At 68.3% G+C, this 15,013-nt stretch carries 11 protein-coding genes and 2 pseudogenes; 6 read left to right on the top strand and 7 right to left on the bottom strand.

Annotated features, from left to right (window positions below):
• Nucleotides 1-129: 129 nt before the first annotated feature.
• From ABT001_RS32155 to ABT001_RS36165, 4 genes are all read right to left on the bottom strand, one after another.
• Nucleotides 130-1,677: a DNA primase family protein gene (locus tag ABT001_RS32155; RefSeq protein WP_351284835.1), complete on the bottom strand. Its 1,548-nt coding sequence runs from the start codon at nt 1,675-1,677 to the stop codon at nt 130-132.
• Entirely contained in the window at nt 1,674-2,690 is a 1,017-nt protein-coding gene (locus tag ABT001_RS32150) for a bifunctional DNA primase/polymerase (RefSeq protein ID WP_351284834.1), read from the bottom strand. Before ABT001_RS32150 ends, ABT001_RS32155 begins: the two co-directional genes overlap by 4 nt.
• Before the next feature lie 1,403 nt (nt 2,691-4,093).
• Nucleotides 4,094-4,930, bottom strand: coding sequence for an ABC transporter ATP-binding protein (locus ABT001_RS32145; RefSeq protein WP_351284833.1), 837 nt, complete (start codon nt 4,928-4,930; stop codon nt 4,094-4,096).
• Nucleotides 4,931-5,082: 152 nt separating this feature from the next.
• The gene (locus ABT001_RS36165; protein ID WP_502967557.1) at nt 5,083-5,277 is read right to left on the bottom strand and encodes a hypothetical protein; all 195 of its coding nucleotides are present in this window, start codon (nt 5,275-5,277) and stop codon (nt 5,083-5,085) included.
• Between the two features lie 12 nt (nt 5,278-5,289).
• On the opposite strand from ABT001_RS36165, the pseudogene ABT001_RS32130 reads away from it, so the two are divergent.
• From ABT001_RS32130 to ABT001_RS32110, 5 genes and pseudogenes are all read left to right on the top strand, one after another.
• Nucleotides 5,290-5,846, top strand: a pseudogene (locus ABT001_RS32130) (Tn3 family transposase); the annotation flags it as partial.
• Between the two features lie 261 nt (nt 5,847-6,107).
• Nucleotides 6,108-8,345: an MMPL family transporter gene (locus ABT001_RS32125; RefSeq protein WP_351284831.1), complete on the top strand. Its 2,238-nt coding sequence runs from the start codon at nt 6,108-6,110 to the stop codon at nt 8,343-8,345.
• A gap of 96 nt (nt 8,346-8,441) precedes the next feature.
• On the top strand, nt 8,442-9,638 hold the full coding sequence (locus ABT001_RS32120) for a sensor histidine kinase (RefSeq protein WP_351284830.1): 1,197 nt from the start codon (nt 8,442-8,444) through the stop codon (nt 9,636-9,638).
• On the top strand, nt 9,635-10,312 hold the full coding sequence (locus ABT001_RS32115) for a response regulator (RefSeq protein WP_351284829.1): 678 nt from the start codon (nt 9,635-9,637) through the stop codon (nt 10,310-10,312). Before ABT001_RS32120 ends, ABT001_RS32115 begins: the two co-directional genes overlap by 4 nt.
• Nucleotides 10,313-10,407: 95 nt before the next feature.
• Entirely contained in the window at nt 10,408-10,740 is a 333-nt protein-coding gene (locus ABT001_RS32110) for a hypothetical protein (protein WP_351284827.1), read from the top strand.
• A gap of 183 nt (nt 10,741-10,923) precedes the next feature.
• Here the strand turns inward: ABT001_RS32110 and ABT001_RS32105 are convergent, their stop codons facing one another.
• The 3 genes and pseudogenes from ABT001_RS32105 to ABT001_RS32095 all read right to left on the bottom strand — a co-directional run.
• Nucleotides 10,924-11,292: a hypothetical protein gene (locus ABT001_RS32105; protein WP_351284826.1), complete on the bottom strand. Its 369-nt coding sequence runs from the start codon at nt 11,290-11,292 to the stop codon at nt 10,924-10,926.
• A gap of 419 nt (nt 11,293-11,711) precedes the next feature.
• Nucleotides 11,712-13,031 (bottom strand): hypothetical protein, encoded by a 1,320-nt coding sequence (locus ABT001_RS32100; protein ID WP_351284824.1) that lies wholly within the window; start codon nt 13,029-13,031, stop codon nt 11,712-11,714.
• 76 nt (nt 13,032-13,107) lie between these two features.
• Nucleotides 13,108-13,383, bottom strand: a pseudogene (locus ABT001_RS32095) (GmrSD restriction endonuclease domain-containing protein); the annotation flags it as partial.
• Nucleotides 13,384-13,547: 164 nt separating this feature from the next.
• Between ABT001_RS32095 and ABT001_RS32090 the strand changes: the two are divergent.
• On the top strand, nt 13,548-14,348 hold the full coding sequence (locus ABT001_RS32090; protein ID WP_351284823.1) for a hypothetical protein: 801 nt from the start codon (nt 13,548-13,550) through the stop codon (nt 14,346-14,348).
• The last annotated feature ends 665 nt before the right edge of the window (nt 14,349-15,013 follow it).

The following is a 15,013-nucleotide window of genomic DNA, read 5'->3' as shown; positions in this document are numbered from 1 at the left end:
GCAACTCCTTGTCGGTGGTGTGGCGGTAGGGGTGGATACGACTGCTCGGTGCGGACCCTGCGGTACGACGGTCTGGGGACGTCCCCATGGTAAGACGATGCCCGGATCCTGGGCAGCAGGCCTTGGGGCTCATGGGTGCCTGCCTGTCGGTTCGTCGGAACGGGCGATGTCGTCCGGCAGCAGGGCCAGGGAGGGGTAGTACTTCTTGCCGCTGGACTTGAGCATCTCGGCCGGGGAGGCGAGTCCGATCTCCTGCCTGATCCGGCCGGCGAAGGCCCGCGCCGTGTCCGCCCGGATGCCCTCCGAGTTGCACCAGCCGGTGTAGGTCCCGTAGAGGAGTCCTTGTTCGACACGGAGGTCACCGGTCTCCGGGCCTTGGCGCATGCAGCATTCGCTCAGGAAGCGTCCGATGTGGTCCTCGGTCGTCTCGTAGGCCGCCGTGGCCAGACGGACCGAGGACGGTCCGGTGAGCGGGTCACGGCTGGTGAGGTATCGGATAGCACCCTCGATCAGCCAGTGCAGGATGCCCGGGCCCTCCTCCTTGACGAGTTCGCCGGCCAGGTTGTCGATCTTCCGGTTGGCGACGACGACGCGTTCGAAGGGGATGAGGCGGATACGGCGCCAGAACGCGTGCCCGCCGGTCCCGACCTCGGGCTGGTGGTTACCGAGCAGCCAGAGCTTGTGGGTTGGGGTGAAGCTGAAGTAGTCCTGCCGCATGCGGCGGGCCTTGATCTTGTCGCCGCCGGTGAGGAGCTTGACCCGAGCCTCGTCGAACTTGTCGTTGGGCTTGAGCTCGCTGCAGACGAAGATGCGGCGACCGTGCAGCTCCGTCAGTTCCGTTGAGTGCTCGGCGAAGTTGCCCTTGTCCATGAGGAAGCCCGGTGGGGCCGCGTCGGCGTAGTCCCCCATGACCTGGATCATGACGTCCAGAAGTACCGACTTCCCGTTGGCTCCTTTTCCCCAGAGGAATGGCAGGACCTGCGCGCCGACATCGCCGGTGATGGAGTACCCGAGCAGCAGGTGCAGGAAGTCGGTCATTTCCCGGCCCTTGGCGTCGTCGCCGAAGGTGTCTTCCAGGAAGGCGTGCCACCGCGGGGTGGGCATCGTCTGGGGGGCGACATTGGTCGCGCGCGAGTGGAGGTCTCTGAGTGGATCGGGCTTGTGCAGGTGGCCGTTACGGAGGTCGACGACGCCCGCGGGGGTGCAGAGGGAGTAGGCGTCGCCGTCGAGCACATCGGGGTCGAGGCTGAGCGCGGGCGCGGCTTTCGCCTGGTGCAGCAGCGCCTTCATCCCGCTCGTGGACATGGTGCGCCGTCGGTGCTGGGCGATCTCGCGCTCACTGAAGATGCCGCGGGGATCGGTGGCGGACATCTGCTCGGCCATGTCACCGGCGGCCCAGAGTGCGGCCTTCTCGCCTCCGACCCGCTTCCACCGAAACTGGTCCCAGCAGTACCAGCCGAGGCCTTCGACATGGCGGAACTGGTCACTGTAGAGCTGGGCGAAGAGCTTCGCGTTACCGCGGTCGGTGAGTATCGGAGGCAGCAAGGTGGGTGTATCGGCAGCCGCTGGCGGCTGCACCTGCTGAGGGGGCACCCACGCCGGGGCCGCAGCCTCGATGTCGAGCATCTGCTGAGCGGCGGCAGCCGCGTCGAAGCGGCTGTTCTCGGCGCTACTCATGCGAGTCCTTTGGGGTGGAACGGGCGACTGGCGCCTGCGGAAAGGGCTGCGTCGATGATCGTCTCACTACGGCGGGTCTGGTGGGGACGAGCATAGTGAGCGGCTTCTGTCAGCTCTTGACGGGCTTCGGCCTGGTTGAGATGGCCTGCTCCGGCGAGCCCTCCTGCCGTGTATGCCGCTCGGTTGAGTTTCTCCGTGAAGCCTGTCCCTTCGGCCTGGTCGACACATTGACGAACGGTCTCGACGAGCGATTGCAAGAGCGCCTGCGCGGCGCCGGGCCTCGTGGGGCGGGCCTGTTTGTGCGGCCGCGGACCGGGAACCGGGGAGGCCTGTATGACGTGGCCTGTGCGCCGCAGTTCGGCTGCCAGCCACGCGGGGAGGGGGGCGGGCTCCCGTACGGTCCCGAGGGACGTGTAGACGCCCGCTGTGGTGCGAGTGGTGGGGGCCACGATGTATCCACCGTGGGCTCGTACGTCGACCTGCCAGGCGAGGGCGGTCCTGGGACTGGATCCGGTGGAGCAGCGATAGCGCACTGCGGGCTCGGGGTTGAGGTACCAGATGTGCAGCCCGCCGGACGGAGTGCGGACACGCAGAGTGGTCTCGTCCTCGGCTGGATTGGGTTCCTGCCGGTAAGCGGCGAGAAGGGCCAGCGTGTCGAACCCCGAAGCGAGCCCGGCCAGATCGACCTGCTCCGGGATACGGATGCCTGGCAGGAGCCGATCGCGGGCCGGAACCTGTGCAGCATGGGCGTCGACGTCCAGGACCACGAGATGCGCCGGTCCGCAGGACACACCGACGCCTGCCCGGGGCTCCCTCCCCCACCAGGCAGCGATGCGGGTGAACTCGGTGGTCGCGCTGTGGAAGCCGTGACACCACAAGCCTCGTGCATGACAAGGGCAGTCTGAGGGCTCGTGGCTACGTGTGCGGCACTGCTCGCAGTTGGCCGCCGGCGTCTTGCGTCCCGGGGCCAGTGGGTGAACCGGCCACTGGCGGCCTGCAAGCCAGCGGGCCACGTCCGCAGGACGTGGCTGCTGCGCGACTCCGGACGAGGCGGTGTCGGCGGGGCGCTGCACTGTTCGTCGATCCGTTCCTCTTGTGTGGCCAGGCAGGGTCTGTCAACTGAGTCCCGGACGTTTTACCTGGTCAGGTAGGACAGCACGAGGGACTGAGGGACTGAAGGGACTGAGTTTCCCTTATAGCAGAGAGAGCCTAGCCGATGGGGGTGCCGCTCTGCGGGAGGCATGGGCACTTATCGAAAAACCAGTCCCTTCGGTCCCTCAGTCCCTGATGCCGGTCGCGGGCGGAGCTGTCGGTCCCTCAGGCGGCCGCCTGAGGGACCGAATGCCTGCAAGGGGCAGGGGACTGAACGGTCCCTTCTCAGTCCCGGAGGTGTTTATGCAGGTCAGGGCACTTGTGGGCTGGGTCGGAGGGACTGAAGGGACTCATTTTCGTAGTTATCAGCGCACCAGGATATGAAGAGGTACCTCTTACGTACGCGCACATACGCACGCGCGCACGCAGCTGGAACAGGGAGTTTCGGTCCCTTCAGTCCCTTCGAGCTCTGGCATAATGCTCTGACCTGCTCTTTTGCGGAGGGACTTAACAAGGGAGGGACTGAACGAGTCTGCGCCTCCCCCCTTCTGCAAGGCACTGTTCGCGGTGCAGTGGCCCCCGCGCAAAGGCACGGCGTGAAGCTACCCGCGCTCCCTGGTTCGACAGAAGCGCCCGCGTCGTTACGAACCGTGAGTGGCAAGACGAGCGTGGTGGGATCGGCGCGGGCCACGCGCCTGCGGGCCACGCCGCCCAAGCAGGCGTCTTTTCCCCTGGCAGGCTCGGGTGACCGGCTGAGAGGGCTGACCTGAGAGCGATGGGCATTTTTTCGTTGCCAGCGCTTCCCCAGATACGGCCAGGAACTGGCCCGCATCAGCCGCCATGAGCACGAGGCCACCGACGCGCGTTTCATGCTGCCAGGCCCTGGCCGCCGCCGGTATCGGGCGCGAGCAGGCCGACGACAGCGTGGTGAAGCTGGAGGCCGGGGCGGTGGCCGGTGCCACACCTGGATCTCCGAGAGCAGCTCTCCGCACGGGTCCGAGCAGCGGTTCGAGGACGTTTGGTTCGCCGGTGTCCGCGAGGTCGCCAGCTACCTGCTGCGCATCGCCGATACCACCGCCACCGCCGGGCGGGGGCGCGCCGCCTCCAGTGCCATGCTGCTTGCCCACCTCCAGCAGCCCACCTCCCCCGCCCCGTAGGAAACCTCGGTGGAGGAACCGGCCCCGGCCGTGGCGCTGGACGCGCAGGACGTTTTTACCGCCGCGGAACGCGAGGGGTGCATAGAGCGCCTGGAGGCGTTCCGGGAGCAGCACCGGTGGTGCCTGGGCACTCCTGTTTTGCAGCCTGATTCGCGGCGGGGCGCTAGCTAGGCCTGGGCCCGTCGGCCCGAATAGGCCGACCAGCGGCCGTTGCGCCGGGTGACCGTGATGTCGCGGCCGAAGCAGGCGGTCAGCAGGGGATCGGTCAGCACTTCACGCACCGGCCCCCTGGACAGGATCCGGCCCTCCCGCAGCAGCAGCGCGTGGCTGACGGCCGGGGACAGCTCCTCCAGGTGATGGGTGACCGTCACGGTGGCCAGGTGCGGGCGCCCCTCCGCCAGCTGGTGCATGGCCTCCACGAGGTCCTCGCGGGAGGGCAGGTCCAGGGCGTTGAACGGCTCGTCCAGGAGCAGCAGCGCCGGATCGGCCATCAGCGCCCGGGCGATCAGGACGCGCGCCCGCTGCCCGCCGGAGCAGACGCTGTACGGCCGGTCCGCCAGTTCCTTGATGTCCAGCTCCGTCAGCAGGTCGTGGGCTCGGAGCCGGACCTCGTCGTCGTACGTCCGCCACAGCGGCTGCACCGTGCCGCTGTGCCCGGTGAGCACGACCGTGTGGACGCTGAGTTCCTGCGGCACCCGCTGGGCCGAGGTGACGTGGCTGATGCGGGCCTTCAGCTCCCGCACGTCCACCCGGCCGAGCCGGCTGCCCAGCACCTCCACACTTCCGGTCGTGGGGTGCATCAAGGCGCCGAGCAGCCGCAGCAGGGTGGTCTTCCCTGCCCCGTTGGTCCCCAGCAGCGCCCAGTGCTCTCCCTGCTGGACTGTCCAGTCGATCCCGTCGAGGATCAGCTGGTCCGTGGTGTTGCGGCGTACGCTCACGTCTTCGAGGAGGAGGACGGCGGCCTCGGGACCGTTCACCTGGGACTGTGCTGGCTGTCCGGCCATACAGGAGCTCCTTCACTCGCGACGCCGTCCTTCACCAGTGAACGGTAGATGTAGCCACCATGCTCCTGCCCGGGCGTCCGGATCCTGGACGCGGACGCGCTCGCCCCTGGTGCGACGAGGGCGGGCGCGGAAAGCGAACGGGCGGGGGGAGGTCAGACCCCCGCCACGGACCGGATCCACGAGCGGTAGGCGGTCATGTTCGTGTACGCCGTCGTGGTCTGCCGGTCGCTGGTCGAGGCTGCCGATGCGGAAGCCAGTCCACCGCCGCCGACGCAGTGCTTGGCGGTCAGGATCCCGTTGGCGGAGATGGTGGTCGAGGTGCAGGTCTCAGCGCCGTGCGAGGACATCGCCTGCAACCGGTCAACCTGAACAGGGTGATCACGCACTGGCCGGACATGCTGCGGGCGGCCGACTCCCTGGTCACCAACCAGGTCCGCGCCTGCTGCGGGATGTTCGGCCGGAAGGGACGGCCCACTCCGCTGGGGCAGGCGTTCGCCGAGTACGGGCGGATCGCCAAGGCCCTGCACCTGCTTGCCGTGGTCGACTCGGTCGACGACTCACCGTGCAGGAGTCCGCCCCAATCTCGCCCGGGACGTGCGCTACGGCAAGCGCGGCAACATCCACCAGGCACGACGGCATGGAGGACCAGCTCGGCTCGCTCGGCCTGGTCCTCAACGCCATCGTGCTGTGGACCACGAAGTACATCGACGCTGCCGTCGCCCAGCTGCGGGCCGAGGGCCACGAGATCCGCGACGAGGATGTCTCATGCCTGTCGCCGCTGAAGCACAAGAACCTCAGCGTGCTCGGCCGCTACAGCTTCACCCCGTCCGTCCTGGACGGCGGGAGCCTGCGATCGCTGCGCGACCCGGACGCCCCCGGGCTAGACGACGACGAGGACGACGACGGAGCGAAGGACCGAACGCCGGCGTCCTCGCCGAGTGCTGACGGGCCCGCCGGCCGGGCCGGGTTGCCGCCCAGACGAGATGCCGTGGCCGATCTTCTTCGCCTCGCGGTCATCCTCAGGTAGGAGGACGGCGTCCTCGTCTCGCAGGAGGACGGCCCTTGCCTGCTGCACGGCCACGAGGACAAGGTCACGGCACCGGCACGATGCTCCGGCGGCACCTGGCAGGACAGCCTTGGGTCCTACCTGAGAACCCACTTTGGAGCGACCTTTCTCGTGGCTACATTCCTGTACCGACTGGGCCGAACCGCCTTCCGGTGGCGCTGGCTCGTGACCTTGTTGTGGGTGGTGGTCCTCGGTGGTGTCGGTCTTGGCGCCGCCACGGCCCCGGCCGCGGGTGACGACGGCACGTCGTTCATGCCCGGCATCGAGGCCCAGAAGGCGTTCGACCTCATCGGTGAGCGATTCCCAGGCTCGGACGCCAAGGGCGCCAACGCCCGCATCGTCTTTATCGCCCCCGGCGGGGAGAAGGTGACGGCCGAGGAGAACCAGGCCGCCATCGGCAAGCTGGTGGCCGCGGTCGTCGATGGCGCACAGGTGGACAGCGCCGTCGACCCTTTCAAGGCCCACGCCGTCAGCAAGGACGCCTCGACCGCGTACGCCACGGTCAACTACAAGGTCCAGGCTGACGACCTGACCGAAGCCAGCAAGGACAGCCTCGAAAAGGCCGTTGCCCAGGCCCGCGAAGCGGGACTCACGGTAGAGGTGGGCGGCACCGCTCTCGCCTCGCAGCCGGCCGCAGGGGGTTCGGCCGAGGCAATCGGCATCGCCCTCGCCGCCGTCGTCCTGCTGATCACCTTCGGCTCCCTGGCCGCGGCCGGGCTGCCGCTGCTCACCGCCGTCATCGGCGTCGGTGTCAGCATGGGCGCGATCCTCGCTCTCGGCAGCGCACTGGGGCTGTCCATGACCACTGGCACGCTCGCCTCGATGCTGGGGCTCGCGGTCGGCATCGACTATGCCCTTTTCGTCGTCTCCCGCTACCGGGAGGAGCGCGCCAACGGACACGACCCGCGGGAAGCGGCGGGCCTCGCGGTCGGCACGGCCGGTTCCGCCGTGGTCTTCGCCGGTCTGACCGTGATCATCGCGCTCGCCGGCCTTTCAGTGGTCGGCGTACCGATGCTGACCAAGATGGGTCTGTGCGCCGCTGGAGCGGTCGCTGTCGGCGTCCTGGTCGCCCTGACCCTGGTGCCCGCGCTGCTCGGGATGTGGCCGAACGCCGTCCTGTCCCGCAGGGTCCGCAAGCCCGGCAAGCGGGGGAGCGGCGCGGGGCGCCGCTCCGGCACCGCCGTCAACTGGGGAACCCAGTGGGCGCGGCTGGTGATGAGGCGGCCCGTGGCGGTCCTTCTGCTCGGTGTGGCCGCTCTCGGAGCCCTGGCGCTGCCCGCCACCCAGCTGGAGATGGGCATGCCCGGCGATGAGGCGAAGCCCACTTCGACGACGGAGCGACGCGCCTACGACGCGTTGGCCGACGGCTTCGGCTCGGGTTTCAACGGACCGCTGACCATCGTCGCCGACATCAAGGGAGCCGCGGACCCGCGGGCGGCCGCGGCGACGATGGCCGAACAGATCAAGGACACCGAAGGCGTCGTGTCCGTCACGCCCCTGCGGTTCAACGAGGCCGGGGACGCCGCACTCTTCTCTGCGGTGCCAGCTACCGGCCCGAATGAGGAGGCCACGAAGAACATCGTTCAGAACATTCGGGCGGAGCGTCCCAAGCTGGAGGCGGACACCAGGGCGACATTCGAGGTCACCGGCAGCACGGCGATGAACATCGACGTCGCACAGGCCCTTCAGGACGCCCTGGTGCCGTACCTGGCCGTTATCGTGCTGCTGTCCCTGCTGCTGCTCCTGATCGTCTTCCGCTCGATTCTCGTGCCCATCAAGGCGGCTCTCGGATTCCTGCTGTCGGTACTCGCCTCGCTCGGTACGGTCGTTGCGGTCTTCCAATGGGGCTGGGGCGCCGAACTGCTGGGCGTGGAGCAGACCGGCCCGATCATGAGTCTCATGCCGATCTTCCTGGTGGGCATCGTGTTCGGCCTGGCCATGGACTACGAGGTCTTCCTCGTGGCCCGTATGCGCGAGGCGTACGTCCACGGTGAGCGTCCCGGCCAGGCCGTGGTGAGCGGCTTCCGGCACAGCGCCCGCGTGGTCGTCGCCGCGGCCGTGATCATGATGGCGGTGTTCTCCGGCTTCATCGCGTCCGGAGAGTCCATGATCAAGACGATCGGGTTCGGTCTCGCTGTCGCGGTCCTTTTCGACGCCTTCGTCGTCCGCATGGCTCTGGTGCCCGCCGTACTCGCCCTGCTGGGGGACAAGGCATGGTGGCTGCCCCCGTGGCTCGACAAGGCACTGCCCCGAGTCGACGTCGAGGGCGCCGCACTCACCTCCCCGACACAGGCATCCGTTGCGACGGGTGCTGAGGCTCGCACGCGCGAGCCAGCCCGCACCGTCTGACCCGAAGCCGGTCCCCAGACGCGCCGCGACGCCGTTGCACGGCGTCGCGGCGCGTCTGTCACCCTGAACCGGCTGGTCTCACCCCGGAGTACGACGATGACTGAACAATGGAAGCGCAGCGCCGCCGACCACCCCCACGCGGTCCACGTGGTGACCACGAGCCTGCTGCTCGCCTTCACCGTGGGCGGTGTCTTCCTCACCCGGACCGTTGCGGCCCAGGAGTCGCTCGTCCTGTGGCCTGGCCTCGCGCTGTCCGCCGTCGCCTGCGCCGTCCTGCTGCGCCGCCACAGCCACCCTCTTGTCGTACTGCTGGTGACCACGGCGTGCATCATGGCCGAGGGATTCATCGGCTACCTCATGACGCCGCTACTCATGGGCCCGATGCTGGTCGCGCAGTACACGGTGAGCCTGCGTCCCGATCGCAGGACCACCTGGTACAGTGCCGTCGCAGCCGCAGCCGGAATCGCACTCACCGGCTTCATCGCCACCGACTCTCCGCACGAGTGGATCCTCGGCCTGGTCAATCCCACAGCCTGGGTCCTGACGGCCGCCTTCTTTGGCAGCTATGTGCGCGTGCGCCGCGAGTACGCCGTTGCCCGCGCCGAGCACGCCACCCAGGAGCGGGAAGAAGAGACGCGCCGACGGGTGATCCAGGAACGCATGCGTATCGCCCGCGAACTGCACGACGTGGTCGCCCACCATCTCGCGCTCGCCAACGCCCAGGCTGGCACCGCCGCACATCTGGCCCGGACCCGTCCCGACCAGGCCATTGCCATGATCGAGAAACTGCCGGAAGTAACCGCCTCGGCCCTCCGCGAGCTCAAGGCCGCCGTCGGCTTGCTGCGTCAGGACACCGACTCCCAGGAGCTGGCTCCCGCACCGGTCCTGGAACAGCTGCCACAGCTCGTCGAAACCTGCGCGTCAGTGGGCCTGGACGTCTTGGTCACCCGCGAGGGCCAGCCACGACCGCTCCCGCCCGGCCTGGACCTCACGGCCTACCGGATCGTCCAGGAAGCACTCACCAACATCACCAAGCACGCCGTCACACTTTCCGCACGGGTCCGGCTGGCCTACACCCCTCACGACCTGACACTGACCATCACCAACGAAGCCGGCACACACCCTGCGGCCGCTGCCGACTGGGCCGGCCCCAGCCGTGGCTACGGGCTGCTCGGCATGCGCGAACGCGCCTTGTCGGCGGGCGGAACCTTCCACGCCGGCCCGCAGCCCGGAGGCGGTTTCGAAGTCGCCTGCACGCTCCCCCTTCCCAGCTCCGAGAAGAGCACTTCATGACCATCCGCGTTCTGCTCGCCGACGACCAAGCTCTGCTCCGGGCCACCTTCCGCATCCTCATCGACTCCGACCCCGGCATGACCGTCGTGGCGGAGGCAGCCGATGGTCAGCAGGCCGTAGAACTCACCCTCGAACACCGCCCCGACATCGTCCTCATGGACATCCGCATGCCCGGCACCGACGGGCTGGCTGCCACGGCCGACATCTGCGCCCGGACCGAACTGTCGAGCACCCGGGTCCTGATCCTCACCACCTTCGAGAACGACGAGAACGTCGCCATGGCCCTGCGGTCCGGAGCGAGCGGATTCCTCGGCAAGGACGTCGGGGCCGACGTCCTCCTGGAAGGCATCCGCACCGTGGCCGCGGGTGACTCCCTGCTCTCACCCACGGCCACCCGTGCCCTGATCACCCGCTTCCTGGCCACTCCGGCCGACCACGTACCCCTCACCGCGCCGCAACGCCTCACCTTGCTCACCGAACGCGAACGCGAGATCATGGCACTCGCCGCGCTGGGCAAGTCGAACCATGAGATCGCCGACCAGCTGGTCCTCAGCCCCCTGACCGTGCGCAGCCACGTCTCCCGCGCGATGTCCAAACTCCACGCACGCGACCGGGCGCAACTGGTCGTGATCGCCTACCAGAGCGGTCTCGTCCGGCCGACCCCCGGCGGCTGACACACGGTGATCTGACGAGCGGGTTAGCTGCTTTGGCCGCGCACCGCCCTGCACGCCCTACCGTGGATGGGCCGATCTGTGGCCGCCCCGGGAAGATGAAACCGCAGTTCTTCCCCGACCAGCTCAGTTCGTGGCTCGGCCTGAAGCTGGCGGCTGAGGGCCACGCGGCCGGAATCCTCTTCCCGCAGATCGTCCCGGACGCCGAACCCGCACTCATTCCCGGGTCTCGCCGCGTATCGGCCGACGACTTCTTTACGGCGAGCACCGAGGACCGATACCCGGACGTCTTCGGGCTCCTCCCCGCCGAGACTCCCAGTAAGGATCTCGCCGATCGCCTCGCGCAACTCCCGCGTCAGGCACTCACCATGAGCCACGACATCGAGGCGAGCACTGCCGTGCTGGTGAAGGCGGCCGAGAACCTCATCTGACGCCTTCTTCCGGCGCCCGTCCCCCTCACTGAACCGAGAGGGCGGGCGCACACGAGTATCCGCGGGTCTGGCTCTCCGGCACGGTGACGGGAAACCGGACAGGTATCTGTCGTCCGTGCTGGGCTTCGGGCCGTCGGATCCGGCGCAGCGTCTCCGCGGCACGAGTGCTGCCGTACGTGAGGGTCAGCGAAGTTCGCGAGCGATGCGCCGACCGACATGGGTCCACGTCGACTCCGTCGGCTCTTCCGGCCGGGCGTCGGTGAGACCGTCGAGATGTTGCACGGCTGCGCGACTGATGTACCGGTCGGGATCCGGGGACTGGAGGTAGCGGCGTAGCAGGTCAGGGTCGAGATTCTCACGCTGGAGATACGCCGCGATCGTGCCGACGAGAAGGTGGTTATGGGCGAGTGCGTCGGTCAGCGCGTAGAGGACGAGGCGACGCCACTCGGTCATCGATTCCTCATGGAGGCTGCCGACACTCTGGGCCCGTCCGAGGTACATGGTGATGGCCCGGCTGTGGTGCCTCACCAGTGCGAGCGATTCCTCAGGCACTTCTCCGCCTCGCGGCTGTCGGTCCGGCTCAGCAGTCTGCGCATCGCGCAGGGGCAGCAGCGAGTTGCGGGCTTCCTGCAGTCCTTCAGGCTGCTCTGGTCCTTGGGGCATCTCGCTGCGCCGGACAGGGCGCTTCCGCGGATATGTAGTCATGCTCGTGCTCTCCCAGCCGGCCCCACGTTTCCGGCGTCATCCCGGCGGGCGTACCGCCTCCTGGGCTGTGAACGACGCAGCGCGCCTTGGGCCTACCCGTCCGCGCCAGACGTGGGGCCGGCGCGGCACTCAGCCGGGCGCCGTCACAGCCGTTAAGTACAGGCGGCACCACCGCACTCAACGATCCGAGGGGCATCCGGGCACGCCCTCGGCCACCGCACCATCGGCCACATTGCGGCCCGTACGGCGAGCGAGGTGCTGGATTGTCAGAGATGGTTCACGATGGCCGCGCTGTCCGGCCAGAGCCAGTTCACGGGCGCGTACTGCCTCTTCAGCGCGGTGCGCTCGCGCCCGTAACCCTTCAGCGCGGCCTCCACCGTCTCCGCCAGGTCGTTCAGGCGACGCGGCACGGGCACCCTCAGCAGCAGGTGTTGTTTGCGGTGTGCGAGGAGGAGTTCCCCTGCGGGTGTGCACTCCAGCAGGGCGAAGTGGACGAGAGGTTTGAAGGGCTTCTCCGAAGTGGAAACCCGGGCGCGCAGCGCCCCGTCGGCGCTCCACGCGTACAGGCCGTAGCGGTTGAGATGGAAGGCACGGGCGCGGTACGGGTCGGCGACGACGGTGAAGTCGAAGCCGGTGAAGGGGCTGTCCCCATGCAGGTGCAGGCCTCCCAGCCGGCCCTTCAGCACCCCGCGGTCGTCGACGAGGGCGAAGCTGAATTCCTGCCCCCGGTTGGTCGATCGGTAGGTCTTGCCGAAGACCGGGACGATGAACAGGTCGTCGCCGAGCGCTGCGGGGCGGGTCATCTTGGAGTCGAGGTAGCCATGGAGGCTGCCGCTGGTCCCGGTGAGCTCCGAAAGGGCCTCGGTCAAGGAAGGCGATGGCCGGTTGCCGCGCCAAACAGGCTTGTCGCCGTACCGCACGTGCGCGTACGAGTCGGCGTCGTTCTGGCCGTCGGTGCGCGCGTCCAGGGTAGCGATGGCGCGCAGCACGGGCTTGCTGCCCGGGACGAGGGCGGTGCCGGGTTCGGAGACGGCGACGATGTTGGGGTGGGCGCCGGCCCAGTTACTGAGCCCGTACTCGGAGGTCATGCACAGCAGCCGACCTGCGGGGGTGACGGCGATCGACGCGGCGAACGGGTCGTCCCCGGGGCTTTGCTGGGTCTCCCAGCTCCTGGACATCGGCCAGGAGGTGGTGATTTCGTCCAGGTCCGGGGACAGGAGGTGGGTGCTGCCGGGCTTGGAGCTGACGGCGACCGCGCCGTCGGGGAGGATGGCCAGGGTCGTCGCGTCGCTCTCCGGTATGGCCGAGGGGCTACCGCCCGGCACCGCCTGTCCGAACACGGCGGTTGCGGTGGGCTTGCCGTCGGAGCCGTGGCGGGTGATCAGCTGGTAGCCGAAATTCTGCTCGGCGGGGTCGGCCGAGCCGGCTGCGTGCCCGCGGTAGCGGCGCAGGCCGGTCAGCACGTAGGTGTCGCCAGCTGCCGTCGCCACCGCATGATCGGCCCTGAACCCCCATCCGCCGGCTTCAGGGGCGAGACGGTGGACGTCCAGGAGGGACGCCGGCACGGTGATCGGCAGCGGTGTCATACCGTCATCCTCTCCCCTGCGACTGACATCCATGAAGAGGTGTAGGGAGACGCCTGATTGTGTCTCTACTTTCGACCTCGTACTGCACGGTGGTGTCGGGGCAGGCTTTGGCGAGCTTGAGCAGGGCAGCGCGTTCCTTCTGGACAGCGGTGAGGCCCCAACGAAGTTTGGTGCCGGGCCAATCCGCGCCGTAGGTGCAGTGTTCGGCGTCTGCCGGCGGCAGCCATACGGCGGGGTCCTTGTCGGACTTGGACCGGTTGCTCTTCGCGGTGACCGCGACCAGCGAGCCTTCGGCCCCGAGGTCATTGGCGTAGGCCTCGCGTCGCTCGGCGGTTAAGTTGTAAGCGCCAGCTGGCGGGGAGCGTCATTCCAGTTGTGCGGTATTCGCCTCGGAGACAGGTAGTTCGAGACGCTCATTGTCCAGCTTATGAACGCCCTTGAGCGCGCCCCGTTGCGCTGAGCCCGCTACCGGACAATGAGGTGGCGTGTGGCGAACCTGGTGCATACGATCCCGGGATGGCTGGAATGTCGATCACCGTATGCCTGCCCGGTTCGGCTGCGACGAGGGTGGACGAGGCGGTCGCGGAAGCGATGGCACCGTTTGTGAGTGACGGTGTGGGCGCCGTGGAGCGGGATGTGTGGGACAGCTATCGGATCTGCGGTTTCTTGGGCTTGCCGGTGCTGGCGGGTCATGAGGGCGATCCGCGGTTGACCGCTGATCGCCCGCGCTGGGACGGTTCGCTGGAGCCCGCGTTGCCCGGGGAGTGCGCGGGAGGGCCGCGGGGACTGATCGACTTCCGCGACGCCCTCCGGGCGGAAGCCGCTGACCACGCGGGTCGGGTGTGGGATCGCTGGCAGGAGATGGTTTCCCGCCACCTGGCCCCGGACGACGAATCAGTGTTCTTCTACCGTCACCTGGCCGCCGGAGGGAACAGGGACTCGTACGAGACATCAGGGGAGGCCGCCGACTACCGGGCGCAGCCGGCCGTCCGCGCCTGGGCGGATGTAGCGCCGGAACTTGCCCGGCCCGACATCGCCGACCACTTTTTCTTTGGTTGGGCCCCGGTCGGAATCGGACAACGCAGCCGCGAGGAATACGCCAGGACCTACGAGTTCAGCCTGCTGCCCCGGCGCAACGTGCTGACGCTCAGCGGGTGGTGGTACGAACTTGGTGATGCTCCCCTGCACGGCGCATGCCACGGTCCCCTCGAATGCGTCCACGAGCCGGACTTCGGCATGGAACACGAGAGGGTTCAGGCCTATCTCATCGCGCTGCCCGCCGAGACTCTGCTCGTCAACGTGCGCTGCCACGTCTGATCCGCCCCACCCATATGGCGGTTCGACACCACCTTGCAGCGGTGATCATGGGACCACCTCTACCGCAAGCCGGGCGGTGACGGGTTGTCGGTTACCTGGTCGATAGCGTGCCCTGCCCGGAGTTGACGCAAAAACGGCCGGAGGGCTCAGGTCGACCTGCTGCTGAACCGGCGGGCTTCGAGGTAGGCGCTCCAGTCGGTGGACGCGCGGCGGCGCACTGCTGGAGCGTTGGCACGCCCACCACCAGGAGCACGCCGAGCTAAGGACTGTTGTCGGTCAGGGAGAACCTGCGCCGCCCGCACATGCAGCCACGCCCCGCACTCCCCCACACACACCGATGCAGCAGCACAACGGCCCCAGTCTGTGTGCTCAATACGCTTTGATCGGAACCTTGGTGGACTTCACTCTGGTGCGGTGCGAGTGCTGGCCGTACAGGTAGCAAGCAGCAGAGCACTCTCCTGGACGTGACGTGCGACCTGGAGCAGCGCGAGCGCGACGGCTGCGTCGGTCGCACGGCCTTCGGGCACCTCGCATTGCCCGCGGCTTTCCTCCAGCGCGGTCGCGACATCAGCCCACTGCGCATACGGTCGGCCTGAGCGTTCTGACAGGACAGCGCTCGTGCTGGCCTGGCGGCTACTTCGCACGTACGCGGGGCCAGCTGTCCT

The sequence above is a fragment of the Streptomyces sp. NPDC002793 genome (assembly GCF_040295485.1).
Taxonomy (GTDB): Bacteria; Actinomycetota; Actinomycetes; order Streptomycetales; family Streptomycetaceae; genus Streptomyces.
This window is presented reverse-complemented; position numbering and strand designations above follow the sequence as displayed.